28 protein-coding genes are annotated in these 26,041 nt (G+C 66.0%); 14 read left to right on the top strand and 14 right to left on the bottom strand.

The genetic code is table 11. The features are described from left to right. Positions 1–7: 7 nt before the first annotated feature. Together J1M87_RS17220 and J1M87_RS17215 are read right to left on the bottom strand one after the other, a co-directional pair. Positions 8–1,360 (bottom strand): serine hydrolase, encoded by a 1,353-nt coding sequence (locus J1M87_RS17220; protein WP_206490732.1) that lies wholly within the window; start codon positions 1,358–1,360, stop codon positions 8–10. An 86-nt stretch (positions 1,361–1,446) separates the two neighbouring features. After that, the gene (locus tag J1M87_RS17215) at positions 1,447–2,607 is read right to left on the bottom strand and encodes a lipase family protein (protein ID WP_241257111.1); all 1,161 of its coding nucleotides are present in this window, start codon (positions 2,605–2,607) and stop codon (positions 1,447–1,449) included. 137 nt (positions 2,608–2,744) lie between these two features. Between J1M87_RS17215 and J1M87_RS17210 the strand changes: the two genes are divergently transcribed. Then, complete coding sequence (locus J1M87_RS17210; protein ID WP_206490731.1) at positions 2,745–3,182, top strand: OsmC family protein; 438 nt, start codon at positions 2,745–2,747, stop codon at positions 3,180–3,182. 173 nt (positions 3,183–3,355) lie between these two features. Beyond that, positions 3,356–5,683: a bifunctional diguanylate cyclase/phosphodiesterase gene (locus J1M87_RS17205; protein WP_206490730.1), complete on the top strand. Its 2,328-nt coding sequence runs from the start codon at positions 3,356–3,358 to the stop codon at positions 5,681–5,683. 36 nt (positions 5,684–5,719) lie between these two features. Here the strand turns inward: J1M87_RS17205 and J1M87_RS17200 are convergent, their stop codons facing one another. Beyond that, positions 5,720–6,031: an antibiotic biosynthesis monooxygenase gene (locus tag J1M87_RS17200; protein ID WP_206490729.1), complete on the bottom strand. Its 312-nt coding sequence runs from the start codon at positions 6,029–6,031 to the stop codon at positions 5,720–5,722. Positions 6,032–6,067: 36 nt separating this feature from the next. Between J1M87_RS17200 and J1M87_RS17195 the strand changes: the two genes are divergently transcribed. Next, positions 6,068–6,805, top strand: a complete 738-nt coding sequence (locus J1M87_RS17195) for an alpha/beta fold hydrolase (RefSeq protein WP_206490728.1) — start codon at positions 6,068–6,070, stop codon at positions 6,803–6,805. A gap of 5 nt (positions 6,806–6,810) precedes the next feature. Next, the gene (locus tag J1M87_RS17190; protein WP_206490727.1) at positions 6,811–7,620 is read left to right on the top strand and encodes an alpha/beta fold hydrolase; all 810 of its coding nucleotides are present in this window, start codon (positions 6,811–6,813) and stop codon (positions 7,618–7,620) included. 22 nt (positions 7,621–7,642) lie between these two features. Here the strand turns inward: J1M87_RS17190 and J1M87_RS17185 are convergent, their stop codons facing one another. Next, entirely contained in the window at positions 7,643–7,987 is a 345-nt protein-coding gene (locus J1M87_RS17185; RefSeq protein WP_206490726.1) for a MerR family transcriptional regulator, read from the bottom strand. A 56-nt stretch (positions 7,988–8,043) separates the two neighbouring features. On the opposite strand from J1M87_RS17185, the gene J1M87_RS17180 reads away from it, so the two are divergent. Then, positions 8,044–8,622 (top strand): alpha/beta hydrolase, encoded by a 579-nt coding sequence (locus J1M87_RS17180; RefSeq protein WP_206490725.1) that lies wholly within the window; start codon positions 8,044–8,046, stop codon positions 8,620–8,622. A 26-nt stretch (positions 8,623–8,648) separates the two neighbouring features. Here J1M87_RS17180 and J1M87_RS17175 read toward each other — a convergent pair whose 3' ends face one another. Next, positions 8,649–9,533, bottom strand: a complete 885-nt coding sequence (locus J1M87_RS17175) for an A/G-specific adenine glycosylase (protein WP_206490724.1) — start codon at positions 9,531–9,533, stop codon at positions 8,649–8,651. Positions 9,534–9,623: 90 nt separating this feature from the next. Between J1M87_RS17175 and J1M87_RS17170 the strand changes: the two genes are divergently transcribed. The 3 genes from J1M87_RS17170 to J1M87_RS17160 all read left to right on the top strand — a co-directional run bounded on the left by J1M87_RS17170 (position 9,624) and on the right by J1M87_RS17160 (position 12,003). Continuing rightward, positions 9,624–10,250: a carbonic anhydrase gene (locus J1M87_RS17170; RefSeq protein WP_206490723.1), complete on the top strand. Its 627-nt coding sequence runs from the start codon at positions 9,624–9,626 to the stop codon at positions 10,248–10,250. Between the two features lie 92 nt (positions 10,251–10,342). Continuing rightward, entirely contained in the window at positions 10,343–11,083 is a 741-nt protein-coding gene (locus tag J1M87_RS17165; RefSeq protein ID WP_206490722.1) for a hypothetical protein, read from the top strand. Between the two features lie 50 nt (positions 11,084–11,133). Next, on the top strand, positions 11,134–12,003 hold the full coding sequence (locus J1M87_RS17160) for a hypothetical protein (protein ID WP_206490721.1): 870 nt from the start codon (positions 11,134–11,136) through the stop codon (positions 12,001–12,003). A 27-nt stretch (positions 12,004–12,030) separates the two neighbouring features. Here the strand turns inward: J1M87_RS17160 and disA are convergent, their stop codons facing one another. From disA to J1M87_RS17145, 3 genes are all read right to left on the bottom strand, one after another. Next, the gene (gene disA / locus J1M87_RS17155) at positions 12,031–13,116 is read right to left on the bottom strand and encodes a DNA integrity scanning diadenylate cyclase DisA (protein ID WP_206490720.1); all 1,086 of its coding nucleotides are present in this window, start codon (positions 13,114–13,116) and stop codon (positions 12,031–12,033) included. A gap of 149 nt (positions 13,117–13,265) precedes the next feature. After that, a complete protein-coding gene (radA, locus tag J1M87_RS17150) occupies positions 13,266–14,663 on the bottom strand; it encodes a DNA repair protein RadA (RefSeq protein ID WP_206490719.1) in 1,398 nt (465 codons plus the stop codon). Between the two features lie 55 nt (positions 14,664–14,718). After that, a complete protein-coding gene (locus J1M87_RS17145) occupies positions 14,719–15,327 on the bottom strand; it encodes a hypothetical protein (RefSeq protein ID WP_206490718.1) in 609 nt (202 codons plus the stop codon). A gap of 288 nt (positions 15,328–15,615) precedes the next feature. Here J1M87_RS17145 and J1M87_RS17140 point away from each other — a divergent pair, with 288 nt between their 5' ends. The 5 genes from J1M87_RS17140 to rlmB are packed head-to-tail and all read left to right on the top strand — an operon-like array spanning position 15,616 to position 19,677. Next, complete coding sequence (locus J1M87_RS17140) at positions 15,616–16,104, top strand: CarD family transcriptional regulator (protein ID WP_206490717.1); 489 nt, start codon at positions 15,616–15,618, stop codon at positions 16,102–16,104. Positions 16,105–16,122: 18 nt separating this feature from the next. Then, entirely contained in the window at positions 16,123–16,800 is a 678-nt protein-coding gene (gene ispD, locus J1M87_RS17135; protein WP_206490716.1) for a 2-C-methyl-D-erythritol 4-phosphate cytidylyltransferase, read from the top strand. Continuing rightward, complete coding sequence (gene ispF / locus J1M87_RS17130) at positions 16,797–17,261, top strand: 2-C-methyl-D-erythritol 2,4-cyclodiphosphate synthase (protein ID WP_206490715.1); 465 nt, start codon at positions 16,797–16,799, stop codon at positions 17,259–17,261. Before ispD ends, ispF begins: the two co-directional genes overlap by 4 nt. 23 nt (positions 17,262–17,284) lie before the next feature. Then, the gene (gene cysS, locus J1M87_RS17125) at positions 17,285–18,700 is read left to right on the top strand and encodes a cysteine--tRNA ligase (RefSeq protein WP_206490714.1); all 1,416 of its coding nucleotides are present in this window, start codon (positions 17,285–17,287) and stop codon (positions 18,698–18,700) included. Beyond that, a complete protein-coding gene (gene rlmB / locus J1M87_RS17120; RefSeq protein ID WP_206490713.1) occupies positions 18,700–19,677 on the top strand; it encodes a 23S rRNA (guanosine(2251)-2'-O)-methyltransferase RlmB in 978 nt (325 codons plus the stop codon). Before cysS ends, rlmB begins: the two co-directional genes overlap by 1 nt. Positions 19,678–19,795: 118 nt before the next feature. Here rlmB and J1M87_RS17115 read toward each other — a convergent pair whose 3' ends face one another. From J1M87_RS17115 to J1M87_RS17090, 6 genes are read right to left on the bottom strand one after another with little or no spacing between them, the layout of a single operon-like run. Beyond that, positions 19,796–20,650, bottom strand: a complete 855-nt coding sequence (locus J1M87_RS17115; protein WP_206490712.1) for a biotin-dependent carboxyltransferase family protein — start codon at positions 20,648–20,650, stop codon at positions 19,796–19,798. After that, the gene (locus tag J1M87_RS17110) at positions 20,647–21,249 is read right to left on the bottom strand and encodes an allophanate hydrolase subunit 1 (protein WP_206490711.1); all 603 of its coding nucleotides are present in this window, start codon (positions 21,247–21,249) and stop codon (positions 20,647–20,649) included. The genes J1M87_RS17115 and J1M87_RS17110 overlap by 4 nt, the downstream gene beginning before the upstream one ends. Beyond that, entirely contained in the window at positions 21,249–22,007 is a 759-nt protein-coding gene (locus tag J1M87_RS17105; RefSeq protein ID WP_206490710.1) for a LamB/YcsF family protein, read from the bottom strand. The genes J1M87_RS17110 and J1M87_RS17105 overlap by 1 nt, the downstream gene beginning before the upstream one ends. A gap of 10 nt (positions 22,008–22,017) precedes the next feature. Next, complete coding sequence (locus J1M87_RS17100) at positions 22,018–22,896, bottom strand: metal ABC transporter permease (RefSeq protein WP_206490709.1); 879 nt, start codon at positions 22,894–22,896, stop codon at positions 22,018–22,020. Further along, entirely contained in the window at positions 22,893–23,726 is an 834-nt protein-coding gene (locus J1M87_RS17095) for a metal ABC transporter ATP-binding protein (RefSeq protein WP_206490708.1), read from the bottom strand. Before J1M87_RS17095 ends, J1M87_RS17100 begins: the two co-directional genes overlap by 4 nt. A 31-nt stretch (positions 23,727–23,757) precedes the next feature. Then, on the bottom strand, positions 23,758–24,768 hold the full coding sequence (locus J1M87_RS17090) for a metal ABC transporter solute-binding protein, Zn/Mn family (protein WP_206490707.1): 1,011 nt from the start codon (positions 24,766–24,768) through the stop codon (positions 23,758–23,760). Between the two features lie 142 nt (positions 24,769–24,910). Here J1M87_RS17090 and J1M87_RS17085 point away from each other — a divergent pair, with 142 nt between their 5' ends. Continuing rightward, positions 24,911–26,017: a LacI family DNA-binding transcriptional regulator gene (locus tag J1M87_RS17085; protein WP_206490706.1), complete on the top strand. Its 1,107-nt coding sequence runs from the start codon at positions 24,911–24,913 to the stop codon at positions 26,015–26,017. Positions 26,018–26,041: the final 24 nt, after the last annotated feature.

Genomic DNA, 26,041 nt, shown 5'->3' with positions numbered 1-26,041 from the left:
CACACGACTACGGGCGATCCTCTTCGGAGGGTCGCCCGTTGTCGTGCCCGGGGCTTCTGGTCCGTCCGGCCCGGGCGACGAGCGCACCAGCGATGACAACCAGTTCGGCGAGCACGATCCAGAACAGCAGGGTCACATCCGGAGCCCAGCGGGCCAGGGTCGAGATCGGCGCTCCGGCGAGTGTGGGTAGCGAGAAGTAGAGCAGTGCGCCTGCGCCGAGGGCAGCGAGGATGCGCGCGGGTGCCCATCGTCCGGGAGCAGTTCGGAATCGGATCAGCGTCGCCGCCGCACATACCGCCAGCGCCAGCGCGAGGGCGGTCGATCCGATCAACGCCAGGTGGTAGTGCCCCAGGCCGGAGACGTGCGGCTCGTCGATGCCGAGTCGAGCGAGTACGAGCGAGCGGGCACCAGAGGCAAGGGCGTCGGCCTCGAGTTCGCCGTATCGGTTGGTCGCGAAGACCACGGCCAGATGGCGTTCGGGGATCAGTGCGACATGGGTGAAGTAGCCGGGGACGGCACCGGAATGCCATCGCATCTCGGTTCCGTCGGGCAGAGTTTCGACGTACCAGCCGTACCCGTAGCCCGTACCGGAGCCGGTGGGCACCGTTTCGGGCCTGTTCGACGCGGCAGCTGTCAGTTGCCGGGAGGCGTACCGCGAGAGCTCGTCGATGGAACCACCGAGATAGCCGTAGCCGAGACCGGCGCCGTCGATGCCGGTGTCGACGCGTCGGGGGAAGGTGAAGAACGGGACGTATCCTGGTGCAACGGCGTCGGCGGTGTGAACTCCGGTCTCACGAGCCACGACCTCCGCGAACGGTTCGCCGGTTTCCTTTTCGACGATCGCCTGTAGCAGTAGATAATTCAAGCTGGAGTACCGGAAAGTGCCGCGGTCGGCGGCAGTGACGGTGAGGGTGGGCACGACGTCGAGGGCCCGCTGCGTACGTCCCCACTGGTCGAGGTCGTCCACCTGGTGGGGTAGTCCGCTGGTGTGGTGGATCAGGTCCTCGATCGTGACCTCCTCCGAGAGAATCGAATCGCTCTCCGGTAGAACAGAATTGACGGATTCCTCGAGGGACAGCCGCTGATGATCGACGAGGGCGTGCACCGTCGCAGCCGTCACCGACTTCGATACCGAACCCCACACGAACGGTGTGCGGGCGTCGACCGGGACACCGTTGCCGTCCACTCCGAGCTCGATGTTCTCGATCACTCGGTCTTCGGAGACGACCCGGAAAGCCACCCCCGGCAGACCCAGCTCCTCGGCGAGCACCGCGACGTCCGAGGAGGTGTCATCGGCGGGCATCGTCGGGGATGCGGTCAGGACTGCTGCGACGGTCAGAAGAGCGTGCACGATGCGCATGATCGGAGTGAATCAACGGCACCGTGTTCGACGCCTCGGTGAACACCCTGATTTCTTGCCTGAGATCAGTGTTCCTGGGCGTTGTTTCAGTCCGTGCGGACGAGTCCAGCGATCCAGGGCAACACGTCCTCGTAGGCAGCCAGCGCCCCGGGAAGATGATTGGTGCCCGGATAGGGGAGGGTCGGAAACTGGTATTCCCGGTAGGTGACGTCGGCTCCGAGGCTGTGCCAGCGTCGTAGCAGTGTGCGGCTCTGCTCCACCGGTACGGTGTCGTCCTCGACTGCGTGCGCAAGGTACACCGGCATGGCGGGGGCGATGCGTCCGACGGTGTTGGCGTCGGTCAGCTCGGCCAGCGCGGGGTCGTCCGAGTGCGCGCTCAGTGGTCGGCCGTCACGGGTGAGGTCTCTGGTGTGCACCATGTCGGAGGCCGCGGAGTCGGTGGTGCACCATTCCTGTGCGGCGTCGAGCACAGCGAGCCCGTCGGGGTGGAAGAGGGAGCGGATGCTCTCCGCCCGCTCCGGATAGGCGTTGATCATGCCGTCGACTGCGAAGAGCACCGCGCTGCCCAGGGTGGTGTTGTCCAATGGCTCGATGTTGAGCCTCGGGTCCGCCGGCGGCGCGCCGACGTACGCTCCGACGACGGTCAGTTCCGGGGCGTAGGTGGCGGCGAGTTCCGCTGCGGCTGCGGAAGCGAAACCGCCTTCGGAATAGCCGAACAGGACCACCGGGGTCGAGGGATCGTCGGCGGCCGTTCTGGCTGCGTCGAGCAGGGCTCGGCCCGAGGCCAGCCGGTTGAGGTAGGTGTGTCCGCCGGGAGTGCCGAGCCCTTGATAGTCGGTGGCGACGACGCGGTATCCGGCCAGGAGCAGTGGCAGGATGGCCGGCGACGAGCCGACGGTTCCCAGGACTGCGGATCCGGCGCAACGATCGGCCATGCCGGAGGTGCCGGGTGCATAGGCGATCACCGGTCGCGGGCCGGGACCCGGCCACGGAGCGATGGGAACAGCGCTGTAGCCGGAGACGGTCATGGGTCGGTCGTGGGTGTCTGTGGACCGATAGAGAATGCGTTCGATGTCGAAGCCCAGTCCGAATCCTTTGGGCGTGCCGAGCGGTAGTTCTCGGACCACCTCGCCCGGGGTTGCGGTATCGATCGTGGCGACCGGTGTGTCGTAGAAGTCGCTGAGCCGATCGGCCTGGGCCGGGGGAGCCGAGGTGACTGCCGCGATCGCCACCATGCTGGAGGTCATCGCTGCCGTCCGCAGGAAGTTCCGCACCTGTCGCACCCTTCGTGTCGGGATTCGCACACTCGATGGCTGCGCCACCTCGCTGAGGTTAGCCTGGGTGGAGGCCCTGCACAGGGTCGACAACGGAAGGAATCGGTTCGATGCCAACTCGTACTTCACGCACAGCTTGGAACGGCACTCTGGAACAAGGTTCCGGTCAAGTCGAGCTGTCCAGTTCCGGCGCGGCTACATTCGACGTGTCGTTTCCCAAGCGCGCGGCCGAGAACGCCGACGGCACGACCAGCCCGGAGGAACTGATCGCCGCAGCCCATTCGAGCTGCTACGCGATGCAACTGTCGGCCCTGATCGCCGAGGCCGGCGGCACTCCGCAGAGTCTCGAGGTCACGGCCGATGTCTCGCTCGGTCCGGACGAGCCAGGGTTCAAGCTGACCGGTATCGCCCTGACGGTCCGAGGCGAGGTGGACGGCCTCGACGCCGACGGTTTCGCCAAAGCAGCTCAGGCGGCAAAGGAAACGTGCCCTGTCAGCAAGGCACTCACCGGCGTCGAGATCACCTTGGATGCAGCTCTGGAGAGCTGAACGGGTCGTTACCCCGATGTGAGACTGGCGAACCATCGATGGGTTTGAAATAGTTTTCTTTTTGACCCATCTGTGGATTCCTCGGTGACGAATCGAGGGCAACGTCGGGTTCGATCGGCTGATGCATACGTTCGGGGTACGCACCGACCGACCCAGGAAGGATCGGTCCCACTGTGTCGTGGACGCGGTTCCTGGGCCTGGGCGCGCTCGCGGTGGCGGCGTACGCGATCACCCCGGCTGGATTGCTCCAGAACTCGATCTACGCAATCGTGCTTCTGGCCACCGTGGTGGTCTGCGTCCGCCGCTACCTGCAGGAATCCGGGCCGGACAAGCGGGCGTGGAAGTACCTGGCCCTCGGTATCGGGTGCTGGGGTATCGCCGATGCTTTCGTGGCCATGATGGAAGTCGGCGACGGGCGGGTCCCGACGTTCTCGGCCGCAGACGGGTTCTACCTTCTCGGCTACGCGCTCATCGCCGTCGGCGTTGCCCGAGCGGCAGACGAAAATGGGCTGGTATTCGGGCGTGAAGAACTTCTGGAAGGTCTGATCGTCGCGGTCGGTGTCGGCCTCTTCACCTGGATTTTCGTCATCTCCGACGATTCGGGCGAGTCGTTGTCCTCTGCGATCGCGACTCTGCCTGCCACCGCGTATCTCACCGTCGATGTGTTCCTACTGACGCTGGTCGTAATCCTCTATCTGCTGACTCGCTCGACCACTGTTCCCTTTCTCGCCGCCGCGGTGGGCGTCGGGCTTCTCGTGCTGGCGGATTTCGCGACCTATGCCGGGGTCACCAGCACCGAGCTCTACCGGTCGACCCCGCTGAACACGCTGTGGCTGGCGGCCTATGTGTGCTTCGGAGTGGTCGCCGTGCACGTCACGGACGAGACGATCGTGCGGGTCGACAGGTCCAACCCGTTCGCATTCGGTCGGGCGAGGTTCGCCTGCCTCTCACTCGCGGTGGCCATCACGCCGCTGGTGATGGCAGTGCAATTGGCCCGCGGTGTGCCCGTCGGGCAGTGGGGTTGGGTCATCGTGGTGTCCTCCGCACTGGTCATCACCCTCGTAGGGTGCCGGGTGGCATGTTTTCTCGGGACGCTGCGCAGGCAGGCCGAAGTGCTGGAGGACGTCGCCCGCACTGATGCGGTCACCGGACTCGCCAGCCGCCGCCTGCTCCGTGAGCGTTTGGACACCATGCTCGCCACGCGAGGCGACGCCGAGGTCTTCACCCTGGTGGTGGACATCGATCGCTTCGCGCAGATCAACGAGACCTTCGGGTACAGCGTCGGAGACACCGTCCTGCGCGAGTTCGGCCATCGTCTGGTCGCCTCGGTTCGATCCGGCGATCTGGTCGGCCGTCTCGGAGGCGATCAGTTCGTCGTGGCGATGCGCAGGCGCGCTACCCAGATCGATATCGCCGACACTGCCGTACGGCTGCAGTTCGCAGTGAGCAGAACGATGTTCGTGCACGACATCAATGTTGCTCTCGACGCGACGGTCGGAATCGCCTCGACGCAGGATTCCGTGGCATGTCCTCATCGATCGCAGGAGTCCGAGGCCAATCCAGCGGAGGCCAATCCAGTCGATGCCGAGGCGATGCTGCAGCGCGCGCACGTGGCGCTGACAGCCACCAAGGCCGGCCACGCCCACGTGGGGCAGTACGAGCCCGAGATGGATCGCGACCGGCACAACCAGATGCGGTTGCTGGGAGAGCTCGACAAGGCAATTCGCGATCGTCAGCTGCGGGTGTTCTTCCAACCGTGTCTGGATCTGGCGTCCGGCAGCGTGGATCGCCTCGAGGCGCTGCTGCGGTGGCAACATCCGCGTGAAGGTCTGATCGGTCCGTCGATCTTCCTGCCCGACGCCGAGCGCACCGGCATGTTGCCTGCCATCACCGCGCTCGTGCTCGACGAAGCTCTTGCGCAGTGCAGCGCCCTGCGTCGACGCGGCATCACAGTGTCGGTGTCGGTGAACCTCTCGGTTCGGAACCTGCTGGACGAGACGCTCGTGGAACAGGTCTCCGCGGCGCTGGCCAAGTATTCCGTTCCAGCGCACGCCCTGGAATTCGAGGTCACCGAGACCACAGCGATGACCGACCCGGTGCGCTCGGTGAACGCGTTGACATCGCTGCGTGCGCTGGGTGTCACCATCGCCATCGACGATTACGGCACCGGCTACAGCTCGTTGGCCTATTTGCAGAGCTTGCCGGTTCAGACACTCAAGATCGACCGCTCGTTCGTGTCGAAGATGAACACCGACGACACGGATGCCTCGATCGTGCGCTCGACCGTGGACCTGGCTCGAAGCCTCGGGATGCGGGTGATGGCCGAGGGCGTCGAGGACGCGGGCACGCTCGATGCGCTTCGACTGTTGGGCTGCGACGGAGCCCAGGGCTATTTTCTCGGTGAGCCCATGGCCGCAGAGTTCCTGGCCGACGCGGTGATCAGACTGGATTCGGAGATGCCGACGAAACTCGAGTGGGAGCTTGCCCGCCAACACATTTGATCCGGATGACTGGCGCTGCGTCGGCACTCCTTCGGCTCAGGACGGGGCAGGCACGTCCAGTACTACCTCGAATTCGAGCAGCGATGCGCCGGCGGAGACCGGTTTTCCGCTGCGCTCTCCGGCGTGAGCCTGCCTCGACGGTCCGGCAGACCATGCCTGGAACGACTCCTCGTCTTCCCACTGGGTGACGACGAAATAGCGTGACTCACCCTTGACCGGCCGGAGCAGCTGAAAACCGAGGAAACCGGGGGAGCCGTCGACCGAGCCTGCCAGCGCGGCGAAGCGCTTCTCGAGTTCGGGTCCCGCGCCTTCGGGGACGTCGATGGCGTTGATCTTCACAATGGACATGCTCGCGAGATTACTCCGCCGATATGCTCGGCAACGATGCTCTACGACGAGGGTGGATCCGGCCGTTCGATTCTGCTGCTGCACGGGCTGATGGGCAGTGCAGCCACGTGGCGTCGACAGGTTCCCTGGCTTCGAGAATTCGGGCACGTGCACACCTACGACGCGCCGGGCCATCGACGGCCGCCGACGCCGGATCTGACGACCGAAGCCTTCGTGACCGACCTTCTCGAGCATTTGGAGACCCTCGGTCCGAGTGTGCTGATCGGTCATTCGATGGGAGCGCTGCACGGCTGGTGTGCGGCGGCGCGTCGACCCGACTTGGTCACTGCCCTCGTGGTCGAGGACATCGCACCGGATTTCCGGGGCCGCACCGCCGACGACTGGGCCGCGATGATGCGGGCCTGGCCGCAGCCGTTTCCCGATGCCGACGCCGTCCGTCGGTACTTCGGAGATGTTGCAGGGCAGTACTTTCTGGATTCTTTCGACCGCAGTGACGACGGGTGGCGACTGCACGGCGAGATCGATACCTTCGAAGCGATCTCGCAGGAGTGGGGGACGAGGCACTTCTGGGACGAGTGGGATCGCGTCGACGCTCCGGTTCTGCTGATCGAGGGCGAACACACCATCACTCCGGCCGGTCAGATGAGTCGGATGCACTCGCGCAGGCCCGGATCGACATATGTGCTGATCGAACAGGCTGCGCACCTGATCCACGACGAAGCGCCCGAACAGTATCGAGTGGCGGTCGAGGCGTTCCTGCGCACACTAGAGTGAGCCGAATGCCGCTCGCGAAGCTCAACGGAATCGACCTCAACTACGACGTCACCGGCGATGGCCCACTGGTGGTGTTGGTGATGGGCACCGGAAGCCCGGGCCGCGTGTGGCGTACCCATCAGGTTCCGGCCCTGGTGAAGAGTGGATATCGCGTCGTCACCTTCGACAATCGTGGTATCGCACCATCTTCCGAGTGCGCGGGAGGGATGACGCTCGACGATCTGGTCGCCGATACCGCTGCTCTCATCGAGCACCTCGGCGGCGGGCAGGCACGTGTCGTCGGCACCTCGATGGGTGCCCGCGTCACCCAGGAACTGGCCTTGGCCCGGCCGGATCTGGTCTCGCATGCGGTGATGATGGCCACGTTCGGTAGGACCACCGCGTTCCGTGCGCATCTGTCGAAGGCCGAGAAGGACGTGCACGATGCGGGAATCGAACTACCCGCCTCGTATCGGGCGGCGATGACTGCGATGCAGAACTTTTCACCGAAGACCCTGGCCGACGACGCCGCGATCGGTGATTGGCTGGCGGTTCTCGAGTACTCGGGTGGCCGCAAGACTGCAGGCATGCGGGCGCAGATCGGACTCGAAATGCGTGCCGGGACAGATCGATTGACGGCGTATCGACAGATTTCGGCGAAATCTCTGGTCATCGGTTTCGCCGACGATCGGATGATTCCGGTGCAGCAGTGCCGCGACGTGGCCGCGGCGATACCAGGAGCGCAGTACGTCGAAATCGCCGACACCGGCCACTTCGGCTACCTCGAACGCCCCGACGCGGTCAATGCCGCGATCATCGAATTTCTCTCTCGGTAGCGGCATCGCGGACGGCGTCGGGCTACGAGGTCAGTGCGCCGAGACGCGTCCGTGTCTGCTCGAGTGCGGCGTGTTCTCGCTCGAGGCGGCTGGCGATCGCGTCCACCTCTGCGCGGAGTCGAGGGCACATGTCCAGGGTGACGCCATGGTCGCCGGTTCGTGCGCAGTCGAGGTACCGGCCGATGGTGGCCATCGCGAGCCCCGCGCCGATCATGGTCTTGATCTGCAGCACCCGCGGTACGTCGGACTCGGCGTACACCCGGTAGCCGTTGGGATCGCGATGGGGAACGAGTACCCCGTGACTGTCGTAGTGGCGTAGGGCGCGCGCCGACACCCCGGTTCGCGCGGCGAGCTCGCTGATCAACATCTGTTGCCTCCCTGACTTGACCTTCTCGCCGGCGTCAACCCTTATCGTCCGGCAGCATGGCACACACAACCAGCAGACGAGCCGTGATCTTCCACGGCTACAGTGCGACGCCCGAGGATCATTGGTTCGGTTGGCTCGCCGACCGATTCGACAGTGCGGGAATCCCCACGCTCATCCCTGCACTGCCCGATCCTGCGTCGCCGGACCGGGACCGTTGGACGGCACAGGTGGCTATGACGCTCGGGACGCCGGGACCCGACACGATCGTGGTCGCGCACAGTCTGGGCTGTCTTGCCGTCCTGCGGCACCTCGCCACCCTCGTGGGGCCGTGGCGGATGGGGGCGCTCGTGTTGGTTGCAGGGTTCGTCGACCCGCTACCGGCGCTACCCGATCTCGATGGCTTCGTTGGCGGCGGCGTGACGCTGTCCGGGATGGCCGATCGTGTCGGGTCGATCTCGGTTCTGCGCTCGGACGATGATCCGATCGTTCCGCTCGCGCACACCGACCGTCTGGCTCGACTGCTCGAGACGCCGGTGCAGATCGTCCCCGGCGCGGGCCACTTCCTCGCTGGCGATGGAGTCACCTGCCTGCCGCCCGCTTTCGATGCCGTCACCCGAGGTGCCCCGGGGCGGTGACTGCCTGACCGGACCGGTCGCTGATCTCAGCCGTCCGAACCCTCGCCTGCGAGAGCGAACAGGCCCGATTCGGTTTGTTCGATCAACCCGTCGGTCAGCAGGGAATCGAGCGCACGATCGCGTTGGGTCGGATCGGTCGGCCAGACGATGTCGAGCCGAGCCCGCTCGACGGGGCCGGGGCTCTCACGCAGGACCGACATGAGCTTGCCGCGGACCTGACGGTCGGTGCCGGCGAACTTCTGTACCTTCTTCGCAGGCCCGGTGTGCGCGGGCCTACCTGCCTCGATCCAGGCGCACTGCGGTAGCGGGCACAACAGACAGGCCGGATTCTTGGCGGTGCAGATCAGTGCGCCCAGTTCCATCACCGCTGCCGAGTACCTGGCGGCGCGGGGGACACTCGTCGGGAGCAGGCCTTCCATATCGGCCAGATCCCTTGTGGTGGAGGGGTTCGCGGGCTCGGCGTTGCCATGCAACGCGCGGGCGACTACGCGTCGTACATTGGTGTCCACCACAGGAACTCGTTGGCCGTATGCGAAACAGGCAACAGCCCTGGCGGTATAGGCGCCGATGCCGGGCAAGCTCAACAATGTCTCGACATCGCTCGGCACCTCGTCGCCGTGATCCGCGGCGAGCACCCGAGAGCACTCGTGCAACCGCAATGCCCGACGCGGATAACCCAACTTGCCCCACGCACGCAGCACCTCGGCCTGCGAAGATGCGGCCATCGCCGACGGGACCGGCCACCGCTGCACCCACTCCTCCCAGATCGGCGCGACTCGCACCACCGGCGTCTGCTGCAGCATGATCTCGCTCATCAGGATCTGCCACGCGCTCACGCCGGGGCGACGCCACGGCAGGTCGCGCCCGTCGGTGTCGAACCACCCGAGCAGAGCTTCGGCATCGATCGGCAACTTCTGGTGCCCCTCTCTCGGTGTGCAGTCGGTTGCACCCGCCGAAAACCCGACTCGCCGGTAACCGGATGCACGTGCACAATGAAACCCATGCCTGCTTCGAATCCTATCGCTGCCTGGAAGTCACTCAAGGAAGGCAACCAACGGTTCGTCTCCGGAGAGGTCCTGCACCCCTCGCAGGGCGTCGAGGACCGTGCTCGCCTCGAAAGCGCTCAGCACCCCGGTGCCATCCTGTTCGGGTGCGCCGATTCCCGTGTTGCAGCCGAGATCATCTTCGATCAGGGCCTCGGTGACATGTTCGTCGTGCGCACTGCCGGTCACGTGGTGGACTCGGCCGTTCTGGGCTCCATCGAGTACGGAGTCGCTGTGCTCAAAGCGCCGCTGATCGTCGTCCTCGGCCACGATCACTGCGGCGCGGTCCAGGCGACGGTCGACGCACTCGGCAGCGGAGACGTCCCCGGCGGATACATCCGCGATGTCGTCGAGCGCGTCACTCCGTCCGTGCTCTCGGCCCGCCGCGACGGTCACGAAGCCGTCGACGAGTTCGAGGCACGGCACGTCCAGGAGACCGGCAACCTGCTGATGCAGCGCTCACGCATCGTGGCCGAGACGGTCGCGGCAGGCGATCTGGCGATCGTCGGGCTCACGTATCAGCTGTCCAAGGGGCGCGTGCAACTGCGTGAGGTCATCGGCGAGATCGGCGAACAGCCCGCCTGAACCCACCTGAGCCGGGGAACCGACGGTTTCGCTCCCGCGACACGCCGCGTGGGCTCAGGGATAGGTTGCCTCCGGCCGCATACGGTTGATTCGTGTTGGAACCGACCGGGCCATTGCCTCCCGAAATCTACTGGCGACGCCGCGCGCTCGCCATCGGTGCGGCCGTTGTCGTCCTGGGCTTGATCGTGTGGTTCATCGCCTCGCTCAGTGGCCGCTCCGACGACCCCGAAGCCGCTCCCGCCGGTGTCGTCGCACCGTCCACCACCTCGGCTCTGCCGTCACCGAGCTCCACCGCCACCCCAGGCGATTCCGGGGGCTCGGGCGGCGGGTCGGGCGGTTCCGGTGGTTCGGGTTCCGGGGGCTCCGGCGGCGGTTCCGACTCCGCCGGCGGCGGTTCCACGGCGGCGACCGACAGCGGTGCGCCGGCCCCGGTGATCTCCAACCAGTGCCCGGATCAGTCCCTCGCGATCAAGGTGACGCCCGACAAGGCCACCTACCGGCTGGGTGAAGAGCCTGTGTTCACCGTGATCATCACCAACATCGGTTCGACCGAATGCCAACGCGATGTCGGTGCCGGATTGCAGCAAGCGCTCGTCTACACCCTCGACAATCAGCGCATCTGGTCAAACATCGATTGCTTCCCCAACGCGGCATCCGATCTCCGGACGTTCAAGCCGGGCGAGCAAGCAGGTTTCACGGTCAAGTGGTCCGGAACCAATTCGGTTCCCGGATGCGGCGACGAACGCATCCCCGTCGGCGTCGGTGCCTACCAGGCGATCGCGCAACTCGGCGAGCTCAAGAGCGTGCCGGAGCCGTTCAACATCACCGGCTGACTGTCGGCTCCGGCTCCGCAGCGGCGCCCTCTCGAGTATGTTCGGTAGTCATGACCACGCCGACCGCGCTCGCCCGCGCCGCCTACCGAACCCTCGAGCCTTTCCACGTCACCTCCTATTTCAATCCGGAGCTGGCGTCGGCGTACGAGGACACCGGTCTCGACGGTCACGCGTGGTACGTCGGTGCACGCGCAGCCCCGATGGGGCAGTGCGCACCGAGCGTCGTTGCTGCGGCGTTCTACAACTTCAACCCGGCGCTCATCGAGCGTGTTTGGCCGGCCGCCGTTGCCGCCGGTCTGGACACGATCTCCGAACGCCGATGGACGCTGCTGGATTCGGTCCTCGGCACCGCCCTGGGCACCCTCGCCGCAGACAAGGAGATCGCGACGATCGCGGATCGTCTGCGCGAGATCGGCGACGCGGCATCCTTCGCAGGACGACCGCTCTCGGCCGCGTGGCATGCCGCCGATCGCCCCGAGGTACCGCACCTCGCCCTGTGGCACTCGATCACCGTTCTGCGTGAGTGGCGTGGGGACGGGCACCTCGCCGCATTGATCGACTCGGAACTCGATCCCACGGAAGCCGCCGTTTTCCACGAGGCGCACCGCACCGCACCGGAGCCCGGCCGTCGAGCACTCGGCAAGCGGATCACGCAGCTGACGCGGCAGTGGTCCGAAAGCGAATGGGGAAGTGCTGCAGAACGACTCGCGACACGCGGGCTGGTCACCATCTCCTCCGAGGGGGAGACGCTGACAGAGGACGGGGTCGCCCTCGACAGCCACATCGAGGAGCGCACCGATGTGATGGCCTCGGCCGTCTGGCGCGATGTCCCGGATGCCGAGGAGCTGATCACCAGTGTGCGACCGTACGTGAAAGCCGTGATCGACGCCGGGTTCCTACCGGGGACCAAGAAGCGCTGAACAAGGTCTTGACAGTCGTACGGTGTTCTAGTCGTACGGCCCCGAGATCGAGGCCTCGGCCAGCCGGGACAGACCTTCTCGGATGTGCCTGGCCCACAGCCCACCGATGCCGTCGACCGATTGCAGGTCGGCGGCGGTGGCGGCGAGCAGCCCCTGCAGCGTGCCGAACGCGCCGACGAGCCGGTGGATCTGGCTGAACTGCAATCGCGGAACCCGGGTCAGTACTCGGTACCCCCGGGGACTCATCGGGGTGTCGAGGGCCTCGATGGTCGCGGGATAGCCGAACGCGCGAGCGAGGGTCGTCAGATCCAGCAAATCGACATCGGTCAGCTTGTCGAGGGCGGCGAGTGCCTTCTCCACCCCGGTGGTGCTCGACGGTTCGTTACCGGCCAAGTAGTCACGCACGATCAGCTGACGATCGACATCGTTGTCGCCCAACAGTTCCTCGAGCTGGAGGGCGAGCTGGCGTCCGTCGGTGCCGAGTTCGAGGACGTTCTGCTCGATCTCCACCGACACTCGCCGCACCATCTCCAGCCGTTGTGCGACGGTCAACGCATCGCGCAAGGTCACGAAGTCTTCGATCTCGACGACCGAGAGTTGCCGCGTGTTCTCGTCCAGCCGCGCCTTGTAACGCTCGAGGGTGGCAACGGCCTGATTGGCGCGCGAGAGGATGGTGGCCGAGCCCTCGACGACGTGTCTGATGCCACCGATGTAGACGCTGACGATGCTCATCGACTGACTCACGGAGACCACGGGATACCCGGTCTGCATCGCGGTGCGCTCGGCGGCGCGGTGCCGGGTACCGGACTCGACGGTGGGGATCGTGTGGTCCGGTACCAGCTGGACGTTGGAGCGAACGATGCGCGTGCAGTCGGTCGAAAGCACAACTGCGCCATCCATTTTGGACAACTCACGCAGCCTGGTCGGTGCGAACTCGACATCGAGCTCGAAACCGCCGTCGCAGATCGACTCGACTTCCTCGTCGTAGCCGAGAACGATCAATCCGCCCGTGCGCCCCCGCAGAATTCGTTCGAGACCGTCACGCAAGGCAGTTCCCGGTGCGAGCCGGGCGATGGTCTCGCGCAACGCTGGGGACGGTGTCGAGCTGTCCATGGCCAACCCCCTCGTGTCGTGTCAGCGTGTCGACCGAACGCAGTGGACCTCAGCTCGTGCTGTGGATACTTCGCGTGCGAACAAACACTACTGCGCTGCTCCGTGCGGACAGCCCGATAAAGAATACTGCCCGGTGTCATACGGGCCCGTCATACGGGTCGCATACGTGTGTAGGTCAACGCCTCGCCGACGTTGGTGACTGTCTTGACCTTGATGCCGTCGGGGATGGGTCCGGCGTCCTGGGGAACGATGGCGTAGTTGAAGCCCAGGCGCGCAGCTTCGGCGAGACGGCGACCCAACCCCGCGACGCGGCGCACCTCTCCTGCCAGGCCGACCTCGCCCATAATGACCATGCCCGAGGGCAGGGGCTGATCGCGAACGGCGGACGCCACAGCGGCCGCGAGCGCAAGATCTGCCGAGGGTTCGCTGGTACGCATGCCACCGACGGTGGCCGCATAGACCTCGGCCTTGGACACCCTGACCCCGCACCGCCGTTCGAGGACGGCCAGGATCATCGCCACGCGGGCATGGTCGAGTCCGCTGACCGCACGCCTGGGAGAGGGCATCGCGGTATCGACGATCAGGGCCTGCAGCTCCGCCAGCAACGGCCGTTTGCCGTCCATGGTGACGGTGACGGCCGTCCCGGGGACCGAATCGCCTCGGTGATGCAGGAACAATCCGGATGGATCGCTGATGCCGACGATTCCGGTCTCCCGCAACTCGAAACATCCGACCTCGTCGGAGGCACCGAACCGATTCTTCACCCCGCGAATCATCCGCAGGGTGGAGTGCTTGTCACCCTCGAAATTGAGCACCACGTCGACCAGATGCTCGAGGGAACGCGGGCCGGCCACCGCGCCTTCCTTGGTGACGTGTCCGACGAGCAGTACCGCGACTCCGGTGGTTTTGGCCAGCGTGGTCAAGGCGCTGGTGATGGCGCGAACCTGGGTGACACCGCCGATGACGCCGTCGACGTCCGCGGCGAGCATCGTCTGTACCGAATCGACGATCAGCAGGCTCGGCGCGACCTGTTCCACGTGTCCGAACACAGTGGCCAGATCCGACTCGGCGGCGAGAAAGACGCGCTCGTGCACGGCACCGGTGCGGTCGGCACGCAACCGGACCTGCCCCGCGGACTCCTCGCCCGTGACGTAGAGCGCGCGTCGATCCGGTGCCGAGCGGGCCCAACGGTGAACCACCTCGAGTAGCAGGGTGGATTTGCCGACGCCGGGTTCACCGGCAAGCAGCACCACCGAACCGGGGACCAATCCGCCGCCGAGGACGCGGTCGAACTCGTCGATACCGGTGGTGTTGGCCTGCGAGGTGGCGCTGCTGATGGTGGTCAGAGCGGCCGCAGGCGTCGTCGGGATCATGGCCCCGCCTCCGGAGCGCAGTGCAGACGCGCCTGCACGAGACGTCAGCGGAGCTGCGGTGGCCGCCACCTCGTCCATCGAGCCCCAGTCACCGCATTCGGGACAGCGGCCGACCCACTTCGAGACGGAGTGATGACATGCAGAACAGCGGTAGCTCGACTTCAGTTTGACCACGCCGGGAGCCTAACGATCGGCACCGACAGTACCGCGCGACCTGGGCCGCGAGGGGTCAGTGTCCGCCGCTGTGCTCGGTGACTGCGTCCTCGGAACGCTCCAGCTCGTGACCTGCATCGACCGGCACGTTGACGACGACCTCGCCTGCATTCGCGAACTCGAAGGTGACCGGCAGCGTCAGGCCGGGCCGAACATTTTCGCTGATGTCTGCCATCTCGACCTTGATCAGCTGGATCGGCACCAGCGGATCGTCGAGCTGAGTGTCCGCGGGTGAGCCTGCACCGAGAGCAGTCAACGGCTGGATCTCGTTGCTGCCCGATTCCGCTTCGTCGACGATGGTGATCTGAGCCTCGGGCGACGAGATGTCGGTCAGTTCGTCGGTGACGGCCGGGCTGGAGTTGATGGCCGTGAAGCCGAGCTCGACGGTGCCGCCCGGCTCGATGCTGTATTCCTCCGAGTTGGGGTACACCACATGGACATTGCGCAGTTGAATGTCTCCGACATCAACGGAGTTGCCGTTGACCGCGGCCACCTGACTTGCCGTCTGGGAAATCTGACCTGCGCCGCACGCAGTGAGGGCCAACGCACCTCCGGCCAGAAGAGCGAGGGCGGCGGCCGTTCTGCGGTGGCGGCCAAGCGGTGTCGCAGCGTCGATTGCAGTCACTTCGGTCGTCCTCCATGTGGTGCCGGGCCGGCTCGGTCCATATTGTCCACTAGGGAGAGTAGTAGTTCTCGTCCACCGGCCGCTCGTGGGGTCCACCACCGGCCGAAGGATGCCAGGTAAGGGTGCCTGCCGCCAAGTAAGGATGCGGAACGGCACGGTCCTCGATGTGGCCCCGGATACACGTCGGCGCGTCTGTGTCAACCCCTGATTCGGTGCCACTATGCCCCTGACCTGCACCGTTGATATTGGGCGTGGTATTCTGGGTAAATCGAAAGGGGCACTTGTCACATGATTTTCAAGGTCGGAGACACCGTCGTTTACCCCCATCACGGAGCGGCGCTGATCGAAGCGATAGAGACACGCACCATCAAGGGTGAACCGAGAGAGTATCTCGTTCTGAAGGTTGCGCAAGGCGACCTCACCGTTCGAGTCCCCGCAGACAATGCGGAGTACGTAGGCGTTCGCGACGTCGTCGGGCAAGAAGGCCTCGACAGAGTCTTCCAGGTGCTCCGCGCACCGCACACCGAAGAGCCCACCAACTGGTCGCGCCGCTACAAGGCGAACCTGGAGAAGCTTGCTTCCGGTGACGTCAACAAGGTAGCCGAGGTCGTCCGCGATCTGTGGCGACGCGAACAGGATCGTGGACTGTCGGCAGGCGAGAAGCGCATGCTCGCCAAGGCACGTCAGATTCTGGTCGGTGAGCTGGCACTGGCGGAAGGAACCGACCAGGCCAAGGCCGACACCATGCTCGACGAAGTTCTCGCAACAGCGTCGTAGATCGACAGTTTTTTCAGAGTGAACGGTACTTCCGGCGACGTGGTCGCCCTGGTACCCGCTGCAGGCAAAGGCCTTCGGCTCGGATTCGACGAGCCGAAGGCATTCGTCTGTCTGGGTACCGACTCTCTTCTGACGCGGTCCGTTGACGGGCTTCGAGCGTCCGGTGCGGTCGATCGCATCGTCGTCATCGTTCCTGCGGATCTGGTCGATGCCGCCCGTGACCATGTCGGTGCCGATGTGATCGTCGTGGCAGGTGGTCTCGAGCGCACCGATTCGGTGCGAGCCGGCCTCGATGCCGTCGGCGACGCCGCAGTTGTGCTCGTCCACGACGCCGCTCGTGCCCTGACCCCGCCGACGTTGATCGCTCGCGTCGTGGCCGAGGTACGAGCAGGCCGCTCAGCCGTCATCCCGGTCCTTCCGGTCGTCGACACGATCAAATCCGTCGACATCATGGGCGCGGTGATCGGCACACCCGATCGCGCGAGTCTGCGCTCGGTGCAGACCCCTCAGGGCTTCGACGCCGAGGTGCTACGCCGCGCCTACGACGCGACCACGGACATCTCCACCGACGACGCGGGCTTGGTGGAGCGCATCGGCGAGACGGTGCACACCCTCATCGGCGACGAGCTCGCGTTCAAGATCACCACCCCACTCGATCTGCTGCTGGCGAAGGCGCTCGTGAAAGGCGAACTATGAGAGTCGGCATCGGCACCGATGTTCATCCCATCGCGCCCGGTCGGCCGTGTTGGCTGGCCGGCTTGCTGTTCGAGGACGCGGATGGGCTCGACGGGCATTCCGACGGAGACGTCGCCGCCCACGCCCTGTGCGACGCGTTGCTGTCGGCGGCGGGACTGGGCGATCTCGGTTCGGTGTTCGGCACTGGGCGTCCGGAATGGGACGGGGTCAGCGGAGCGGCAATGTTGACCGAGGTCAAACGTCTGCTCGACGCCGACGGGTACGCGATCGAGAACGCGGCGGTGCAGATCATCGGTAATCGGCCGAAGATCGGGCCGCGCCGAGTCGAAGCGCAGGAGGTTCTCTCCCGCGTGCTCGGTGCACCGGTATCGGTGTCTGCGACCACCACCGACGGCCTCGGGCTGACCGGCCGAGGTGAAGGAATCGCGGCCGTCGCGACCGCACTTGTCGTGACGGGGTAATACCACCGGTAGCATTGCTGGTCGTGACCCTTCACCTACACGACACCGAGACGAGGGCCTTGCGGGAATTCACCCCCTTGGTCCCTGGCCATGCATCGGTGTACCTGTGTGGGGCGACGGTGCAGGGCGAACCTCATATCGGCCATGTGCGTAGCGGTGTCGCCTTCGACGTACTGCGGCGGTGGTTGCTGGCGCACGATTACGACGTCGCCTTCGTTCGCAATGTGACCGACATCGACGACAAGATTCTGAACAAGGCCCGAGACGCCGGTCGTCCGTGGTGGGAGTGGGCTGCGACGTACGAGCGTTCCTTCACCTGGGCCTACGACCGACTCGGGGTACTGCCGCCGTCGGCGGAGCCGCGCGCCACCGGGCACATCACACAGATGGTCCAGTTGATCGAGCGTTTGATCGAACGCGGTCACGCCTACGCCGACGAGTGCGGGGACGTGTACTTCTCCGTGCAGAGCTTTCCGGGGTACGGCGCGCTGTCCGGTCACAAGCTCGACGACGTCCACCAGGGTGAGAGCGTCGCGGAGGGCAAGCGCGATCCCCGCGACTTCACTCTGTGGAAGGGCGCGAAGCCCGGCGAGCCGTCGTGGCCGACGCCGTGGGGTGACGGCCGTCCGGGCTGGCATCTCGAATGCTCGGCCATGGCCGAGAACTACCTCGGTGCGGATTTCGACATTCACTGCGGAGGGCTCGATCTGGTGTTCCCGCACCACGAGAACGAGCGGGCGCAGTCGATGGCGGCCGGTGACGGCTTCTCGCGGTACTGGCTGCACAACGGCTGGGTGACGATGGGCGGAGAGAAGATGTCGAAATCTCTCGGCAATGTTCTCTCGGTACCGAATGTGCTCAAAAATGTTCGGCCGCAAGAGCTTCGGTTCTATCTCGGCGGCGCGCACTATCGCTCGATGCTCGAGTACTCCGATACGGCGCTCGAGACCGCCGCCGTGACGTACCGGGGCATCGAAGGGTTCGTCAAGCGAGCCGTCGAACGGGCCGGTGAGGTACCGATGGGCAAGTGGACCACCGGATTTGCCGAGGCCCTCGATGACGACTTGGGAGTTCCCAAGGCGTTGGCCGAGATTCACGCCACCGTCACGCTCGGCAATACCGCGCTCGAGTCCGGCGATCTACCGGCGGCAGTGGAGTACGCAGGCAGTGTGCGGGCGATGCTGGACATCCTGGGCGTCGACCCGCTCGATCCCCACTGGACCAACGACAGTGGTTCCGACGCAGCAGCTCTCAGTGCCCTCGGCGTTCTGGTCGAGGCCGAGCTCGAGCGTCGCGCAACGGCAAAGGCGACCAAGGACTGGGCCGCCGCAGACGACATACGAACAAGACTGGCTCAGGCCGGGATAGACGTGACAGATACACCCAACGGGCCCGAATGGTCGCTGGGTACGAGCAAGACCGACGAAGCAGGTTTGTGATGGCAGGCAATTCGAGTAGACGCGGCGCAGTCCGCAAGGACGGCACCAAGAAGGGGCAGGTCGCCGGTTCCGGAGGCAAGCGTCGTAAGGGTCTCGAAGGGCGAGGCGCTACGCCGCCTGCGTCCGAGCGCACCAAACATCCCGCTGCGCGTCGGGCCAAGCTCGCGGAGAAGTCCGCACAGAACCGCGGCGGTGCAGGCCGGGCGGGTGGCCGACCGGCCGGACGCAAGGCAGAGGACGGTCCCGAGGTAGTGCTCGGCCGCAACCCGGTTGTGGAGTGCCTGCGCGCGGGAGTGCCTGCGACGGCCCTGTGGGTCGCCGTGGGTACCGACAGTGACGAGCGGCTCAAGGAAGCCGTTCAACGGGCCGGAGACGCACGCATCTCCATCCTCGAGGTTCCCCGCTCGGACCTGGACAAGCTCAGCGCCAACGGATTACACCAGGGCCTTGCGCTGCAGGTGCCGCCCTACCGCTACGCGCACCCCGACGATCTGCTCTCGAACGCGCGCACGCATCAGGAGCCCGCTCTGTTCGTGGCTCTCGACAACATCACCGACCCGCGCAATCTCGGTGCGGTGGTGCGCTCAGTGGGTGCGTTCGGCGGCCACGGCGTCGTGATCCCGCAGCGTCGCAGCGCGAGCGTGTCGGCCGTCGCGTGGCGGACCAGCGCAGGCGCGGCTGCGCGGCTTCCGATCGCACGCGCAGTCAATCTGACTCGCACACTGAAGGATTGGCAGTCCAAGGGAGTCACGGTTGTCGGCCTCGACGCTGGCGGCGACACCGACCTCGACACCTTCGACGGCACAGGCCCGGTCGTCATCGTCGTCGGATCCGAGGGCAAAGGCCTGTCGCGTCTGGTCAGCGAGACCTGCGATCACATCCTGTCGATCCCGATGGCTGGGCCGGTGGAATCGCTCAACGCATCCGTGGCCGCGGGCGTCGTGCTGGCCGATATCGCGCGGCAGCGTCGGGCGTAGTCGGACGTTCTCCTCGCGAACCTCACACCCTTTGTGGCGACCTCACACACCGGCTCTCCCGTGATTGCGGGTGTGAGGTCTGCAGAACGGGCGCGCGGTCGATCGGCAGCGGCGGGGATCAGTGGGCCCGGCGGAAATGGACGGTCGTTCCCGGCGTGAGTTGCGCTGCGGCGCACACATCGGCCGCGGTGACGACGGCGATCACCGGGTAGCCGCCCGTGACGGGGTGGTCGGCGAGAAAGAGCACCGGCTGCCCGGACGGCGGCACCTGTAGGGATCCGAGAATCGTTCCTTCGCTGGGCAATTCGCTGTCGATGGCGCGGGTCAGCGGCTCGGAGCCGTCGAGCCTGATCCCGACGCGATCGGTGTCCTGCGTGACCGTCCACGGCTGTGCCAGCAGAAGCGACCTGGCCCGTTCGGTGAACCAGTTCTCGCGCGGACCGAACGTGACGTGCAGTGTGGCCCCGTTCGACGGCGGCGGCACGAAGTCCGCGGCGGGCCACAGCTCGCTGTCGTCGCCGATGGCGAGCACGTCGCCGGGGGAGATCGCCGCAGGCCCGAGACCGGACATCGTGTCCGTCGCACGGCTACCGAGAACTGCCGGGACGTCGATCCCACCCCGCACGGCCAGATAGCTGCGCAGGCCCCAGGTGGGTGTGGACAATTCGAGTTCCTGACCGGCTCGGACCGCAAGAGTCGAATACAGTCCCTGCACGGTGCCGTCCACGCGGCAGATCACATGCGCCCCGGTAACGGCGACCAGGACGTCGAACTCGGCACGCAGCCGGAGACCGCCGAACGTCACTTCCAGAGTGGCGGCGTCGGAGTTGTTGCCCACCAGTCTGTTCGCTGCATCGTGCGAGCGCAGATCCGCAGCACCCGAGCGCCCGACGCCGATCGACGCGTGCCCCGGCCTGCCTCGATCCTGGACGGTGCACAGCGGCCCGGTCTGCACGATGGTGAGGGCTTTCATGCTTGCTCGAATCTGACTTCGGTGCCCGGGCGCAGCAGGGCCGGTGGATCCCGATCGAGATTCCACAACTGCGCGTCGGTGTGCCCGATCAGCTGCCACCCGCCCGGGGACGGCCGCGGGTAGATGCCCGAGAACTCCCCTGCCAGCCCCACCGAACCGGCAGGAACACTGGTCCGGGGCGATGTGCGGCGCGGGACGTGCAGTCGCGAATCGGTGCCGACGAGGTAGCCGAAACCGGGTGCGAAGCCGCCGAACGCCACCGTCCACCTCTGACCGGTATGGGCTGCAACGACGTCCGCGGTGGACAGGCCGGTCAGGCGGGCAACCGCGTCGAGGTCTGCGCCGTCGTAGACCACCTCGATCGTGACGGTCTCGGTCCGGTCTGCGGTGCTCGGGTCGACGGGGTCGGCGGCCGAGATCCAGTCCAGGACAGGCTGCCTCGTCCCTTCGAACATCACCAGCACGCTCCGCGCGGCAGGAACCAGATCGATGACCGCAGATGGCGGGTCGGCTGCCAGCGCGCGATAGTGGGCCATCGTCTCGTCCAGTCCGTCGAACTCGACGAGCACAGCGCGCTCACCGGCCGAGAGGATACGCATCAGGCGAAGGCGGTGACGTCGATATCGTTGGTGCGCAGCATCTTCGATACCGCGGTGGCCATCGCGACCGCACCGGGTGAGTCGCCGTGCAAGCAGATCGACTCGGCCCGGACGTCGACCCGCGAGCCGTCCACCGCTGCGACGGTGCCGTCGGTGACCATCATCAAGACCCGCTGCGCGACCGCGTCGGGGTCGGAGAGCACCGCGCCGGGTTCCGAGCGCGAGACCAGCGTCCCCTGCGGTGTGTAGGCGCGGTCGGCGAAAGCCTCTGCGACAGTGCGGAGCCCGGCCCGCTCGGCCTCCTCGAGGAACACCGAACCGGGGAGCCCGAGGACCGGCAGGGTCGCGTCGTACGCGGTGACGGCGTCGACCACGGCCTTGGCCTGCTCGCGGTGGTGCACGATCGCGTTGTACAGCGCCCCATGCGGTTTGACGTAGGCAATGGCCGAGCCGGCGACCTGGGCGAGCGCGTCGAGAGCGCCCATTTGGTAGATCACATCGGCGGTGAGGTCGGCAGGGGAGATATCGAGGAAGCGACGACCGAACCCGGCGAGGTCGTGATAGCCGACCTGCGCTCCGATTCGCACGGCGGCGTTCGACGCCGAGCGGCACGTGCGCAGCAGAGTGGTCGGGTCACCGGCGTGAAACCCGCAGGCGACGTTGGCACTCGAGACGAGGGCGAGCATGGCGTCGTCGTCGCCGAGAGTCCACGCGCCGTAGCTTTCGCCGAGATCGGCGTTGAGGTCGATGGACGTCACCCTCGACATCCTATGCGGCAACCAGCCGTCCGGAGCTGGCCTTGCGTGCTCCGCCGATCGCGCGGCAGATCAGGTAGATCACGAACGAGATGGTCGTGACGAACGTCGAGACCGGCAGACCGGGAGCGAGCGAGAGCAGGATCCCCCCGACAGCGGCGATCTCCGCGAACAGGATGGACAGCAGCGTCGCCTTGAGCGGGCTGGCGGTCACCCGAGCGGCGGCAGCGGCCGGAGTGATGAGGAGCGACAGAACCAGAAGTGCCCCGACGATCTGAACGCCGAGCGCGCACGCGACGCCGACGAGCACGGCGAACACCACCGAGAGTGCGCGAACCGGGACACCGCGGGCAAGCGCCACCTCGGGATCGGTGCTGGCGAACAGCAGCGGGCGGTAGACGACGGTGAGGACGATGAGCACCGCCACAGCGCACACCAGCAACAGTTGGATACCGCTCTGACCGACGCCGACGATCTGACCGATGAGCAGCGAGAAGCTGGTGCCGGTTCGGCCCGGATAGAGCCAGATGAACAGCACCGACAGGCCGAGGCCGAAGGACATGATGACGCCGATCACCGAGTCGCGGTCGCGGGCCTTGTTGCCGAGGAGCGCGAACATCACCGCCGCGACGACGGATCCGACGATGGCCCCCAGTCCGACGGTGATGCCGACGAGCAGAGCCGCCGAGGCACCCGTCAGCGAGAGCTCACTCGATCCGTGCACGGCGAAAGCCCATTGGCGGCTGACGATCAACGGGCCGAGTGCGCCTGCGAGCAGACCGAGGATCGCGGCCGCGATCAGTGCCTGCTGAACGAAGTCGTACGTCAACAGGTTTGCGGTGGTGTGGAAGTCGAGCATCTTCGAGAATGCGTCCAGAACCTTCTCGTTCATGCTGTGCTTTCTCCGTCCTGCGGCACAGGCGGGTGGTGAGCCCCGGCCGAGCCGAGCGCATCGATCGAATCGCCGGTTCCGACGACGACGAGCCGACCGCGAACCTTCAGTACCTCGACTTCGGTGCGGTACAGCTCCGACAGCACCTCGGTGGTCATGACTTCCTCGGGAGTTCCGATCCGGAACCGGCCGTCGACGATGTAGACGATGCGGTCGACCAACGGAAGGATCGGATTGATCTCGTGGGTGACGAACAGTACTGCTGTGTCGTGCTCGCGTCGTCGGCGATCGATGAGGCTCGAAACCAGAGATTGGTTGGCGAGATCGAGGCTGAGCAGGGGCTCGTCACACAGCAGCACCGATGGATCGCCGACGAGGGCCTGGGCGATGCGCAGCCGCTGCTGCTCACCGCCGGACATCGAGCCGACGGGCGCGCCTGCAAACGAATTGGCATCGACCTGGTCGATCGCTCGTTGCACCGTCTCCTTGCGCTGCCGCATACCGCGCAGGCCCATGCCCCACCGATGACCGTCCCAGCCCAGGCCGACGAGATCGCGTCCGCGCAGCGGCAGATCGTCGTCGATATTGCGTTGTTGGGGGACGTACCCGACACCCGACTGACCGCGGCGGACGGGGTTGCCGCCGATCGCGGCCGTGCCGGAGGTGAGGTGATTCTGCCCGAGCAGCACTTTGAGCAGAGACGTCTTGCCGGACCCGTTGGGGCCGAGAACGGCAACGAATTCACCCTTCTCGACCGTCAGATCCAGGTTCTGCCACAGGGTGCGCTCGCCGAACGCCAGACCGGCGTCGCGCAGTTCTACAGCAGACATGTACTACAGCTTTCCATCACGCCGGATCGGTCTAGGAACCGGTGGTGAGCGCGGCCTGCAGATCCTTGGCAGCCTTGGTCTGCCATTCGATGTAGGTCATGCCTGCGGGCAGTGTTTCGGTCACCTCGACGACGGGGATTCCCGCGGCCTCGCTGGTGGAGCGAATGTCCTGGGTGACCGCGTCCTCGGTCTGGATGTTGTACACCAGCGCGCGAACGGACTTGGACGTGAACAGATCTCGCGTCGCCGCGATGGACGCCGGTGACGGATCGTTGCCTTCCTCGATGGAGTCCTTGAAGTCCTCGGGGGTGCGATCGTCGAGATCGGACTCCTCGAGGAGGTAATGCGCGATCGGTTCGGTCTGTGCCACCGGCGCACCGGGGAAGTCGGCGGCGATCTGGTCGGTCACGTCGGTGATCGCGTGGACCTGTTCGTGGAAGGTCTCGGCGTTGGCGGTGTACTGGGCGGCGTTGCTCGGGTCGAGCTGGCCGAGCTTGTCGGCGATCTCCTCGGCGGTGTGGGCAGCGACCTCGGCGTTGTACCACACGTGTTCGTTGACCTCGCCGTGTGCGTGGCCGTCCTCGGAGGTGGTGTGGGCTTCGGTGTCGGAGCTGGACTCCGAATCGTGATCGTGGCTCTCGTCGAGCAGGGAGAAGGCGTCGACCGACGGCACGTCCTTGCCTTCGGAGTCCAGGATGTCCTCGATGAACTGGTCGTAGCCACCGCCGTTGTAGACCACCAGCGAGGCCTCTGCGACGGAGGCGGCGTCGGCCGGGCTCGCCTCGTAGGAGTGCGGGTCGGCCGAGGGGTCGGAGATGATCGACGTCACGGTCGCGAGGTTGCCTGCAACCGCCTCGGCGACGCTTCCCCACACGTTCGTGGACGCCACAATCGTGATCGGACCGTCGACGGGGGTCGCGGGGGCCGACTCTGTGCTCGCGGTCTCGGTGGAGCTACACGCGCTGAGAGTGAGGGCTGCGGCGCAGGTCAGGCCAACTAGAGCAGTGAGCTTGGTCCCGGACGGGCGAGAGATGGGCGACATCGGTGGACTCCTGATGAGCGAGACTAGACGTTAATGGAAACCGTTACCGTTGTACTCTAGCGCGCACCGGGGTCGGCGATCGAATCGGACGATCGGGACCGCGAGTTTTCCTGCGGCGCGTAGTGGGACTAACGTCCCGGTTATGGCCAGGTCAAGCGAACCGCGACGTCAAGCGACGTTGGCGTCGATCGCTGCCGAACTGAAGGTCTCACGCACCACCGTCTCCAACGCCTACAACCGGCCCGATCAGCTCTCCCCGGAGCTTCGCGAACGCGTCCTGCAGGCAGCAAAACGTCGCGGCTACGCAGGCCCCGACCCGGTCGCGCGATCGCTGCGCACCCGCAAGGCCGGGGCCATCGGACTGCTCCTCACCGAAGCCCTCAGCTACTCCTTCCGCGACCCCGCCGCCATGAGCTTCCTCGCCGGTCTCGCCGAATCCTGCGAAGCCGCCGGACAGGGCCTGTTGTTGATCCCGGCCGGAGCCGAACGCGACGACGTCCAAGCCGCCGCCGTCGTCCAACAGGCCGGAGTCGACGGTTTCGTCGTCTACTCCGTCGCCGACGACGACCCGTACCTCGCAGCGGTACGTGAACGGCACCTACCGATCGTCGTCTGCGATCAGCCGCGCAACATCCCCGAAGCAGCCCTCGTCGCCATCGACGACCGAGGTGCCATGAAAATGCTTGCCGAACACCTGATCTCACAAGGGCACGAACACCTCGCAGTGCTGTGCATGAGGCTCGGACGCGACCGGCGAGATGGCGTCGTACCCCCCGGGCGGTTGGCGGAGAGCCACTTCCACGTACAACGCGAACGAATCGCCGGAGTGCAAGCGGCCATGATCGACGCCGGACTCGACCCCGACACCCTCACCGTCGTCGAACGATTCGACCACACCGTCCGCTCCGGCCACTCCGCCGCCGCCCAAGCACTTCAGGCCAACCGCGAGACCACAGCCCTGCTGTGCACCACCGACGTCATCGCCCTCGGCGCACTGAACTTCGCGAAAGTCTCCGGAATCGATGTGCCGGGCCAACTCTCGGTCACCGGATTCGACGGCATCTCCGACGCCATCCGCGAGAACCTCACCACCGTGCGCCAAGACGCCGAAGAAAAAGGCCGCCGGGCGGGCAAACTGGTGCTCTCCTCCTCGCACTCGGGCGTCGTCGCCGCCGAAACGCTGCCGACCGAACTCGTCCGAGGGCGAACAGCAGGATCGCCGCCGGAGCGACCGCCCGCTATTGCCTGAGCTGGTGTCGACAGCCCGCCCGCC

This window comes from Rhodococcus sp. KRD162 (assembly GCF_017168335.1).
GTDB lineage: Bacteria > Actinomycetota > Actinomycetes > Mycobacteriales > Mycobacteriaceae > Rhodococcoides.
Note: the sequence above shows the minus strand (reverse complement) of the source record. Positions and strands in the feature narration are given on the sequence as shown.

What these genes read in the sequence shown, in the direction of transcription:
- J1M87_RS17220 (WP_206490732.1), bottom strand. Translation starts at nt 1,360, where the DNA reads ATGCGCATCGTGCACGCTCTTCTGACCGTCGCAGCAGTCCTGACCGCA.
- J1M87_RS17215 (WP_241257111.1), bottom strand. Translation starts at nt 2,607, where the DNA reads ATGACCTCCAGCATGGTGGCGATCGCGGCAGTCACCTCGGCTCCCCCG.
- J1M87_RS17210 (WP_206490731.1), top strand. Translation starts at nt 2,745, where the DNA reads ATGCCAACTCGTACTTCACGCACAGCTTGGAACGGCACTCTGGAACAA.
- J1M87_RS17200 (WP_206490729.1), bottom strand. Translation starts at nt 6,031, where the DNA reads ATGTCCATTGTGAAGATCAACGCCATCGACGTCCCCGAAGGCGCGGGA.
- J1M87_RS17195 (WP_206490728.1), top strand. Translation starts at nt 6,068, where the DNA reads ATGCTCTACGACGAGGGTGGATCCGGCCGTTCGATTCTGCTGCTGCAC.
- J1M87_RS17190 (WP_206490727.1), top strand. Translation starts at nt 6,811, where the DNA reads ATGCCGCTCGCGAAGCTCAACGGAATCGACCTCAACTACGACGTCACC.
- J1M87_RS17185 (WP_206490726.1), bottom strand. Translation starts at nt 7,987, where the DNA reads ATGTTGATCAGCGAGCTCGCCGCGCGAACCGGGGTGTCGGCGCGCGCC.
- J1M87_RS17180 (WP_206490725.1), top strand. Translation starts at nt 8,044, where the DNA reads ATGGCACACACAACCAGCAGACGAGCCGTGATCTTCCACGGCTACAGT.
- J1M87_RS17170 (WP_206490723.1), top strand. Translation starts at nt 9,624, where the DNA reads ATGCCTGCTTCGAATCCTATCGCTGCCTGGAAGTCACTCAAGGAAGGC.
- J1M87_RS17160 (WP_206490721.1), top strand. Translation starts at nt 11,134, where the DNA reads ATGACCACGCCGACCGCGCTCGCCCGCGCCGCCTACCGAACCCTCGAG.
- disA (WP_206490720.1), bottom strand. Translation starts at nt 13,116, where the DNA reads ATGGACAGCTCGACACCGTCCCCAGCGTTGCGCGAGACCATCGCCCGG.
- J1M87_RS17140 (WP_206490717.1), top strand. Translation starts at nt 15,616, where the DNA reads ATGATTTTCAAGGTCGGAGACACCGTCGTTTACCCCCATCACGGAGCG.
- ispF (WP_206490715.1), top strand. Translation starts at nt 16,797, where the DNA reads ATGAGAGTCGGCATCGGCACCGATGTTCATCCCATCGCGCCCGGTCGG.
- rlmB (WP_206490713.1), top strand. Translation starts at nt 18,700, where the DNA reads ATGGCAGGCAATTCGAGTAGACGCGGCGCAGTCCGCAAGGACGGCACC.
- J1M87_RS17115 (WP_206490712.1), bottom strand. Translation starts at nt 20,650, where the DNA reads ATGAAAGCCCTCACCATCGTGCAGACCGGGCCGCTGTGCACCGTCCAG.
- J1M87_RS17110 (WP_206490711.1), bottom strand. Translation starts at nt 21,249, where the DNA reads ATGCGTATCCTCTCGGCCGGTGAGCGCGCTGTGCTCGTCGAGTTCGAC.
- J1M87_RS17100 (WP_206490709.1), bottom strand. Translation starts at nt 22,896, where the DNA reads ATGAACGAGAAGGTTCTGGACGCATTCTCGAAGATGCTCGACTTCCAC.
- J1M87_RS17095 (WP_206490708.1), bottom strand. Translation starts at nt 23,726, where the DNA reads ATGTCTGCTGTAGAACTGCGCGACGCCGGTCTGGCGTTCGGCGAGCGC.
- J1M87_RS17090 (WP_206490707.1), bottom strand. Translation starts at nt 24,768, where the DNA reads ATGTCGCCCATCTCTCGCCCGTCCGGGACCAAGCTCACTGCTCTAGTT.
- J1M87_RS17085 (WP_206490706.1), top strand. Translation starts at nt 24,911, where the DNA reads ATGGCCAGGTCAAGCGAACCGCGACGTCAAGCGACGTTGGCGTCGATC.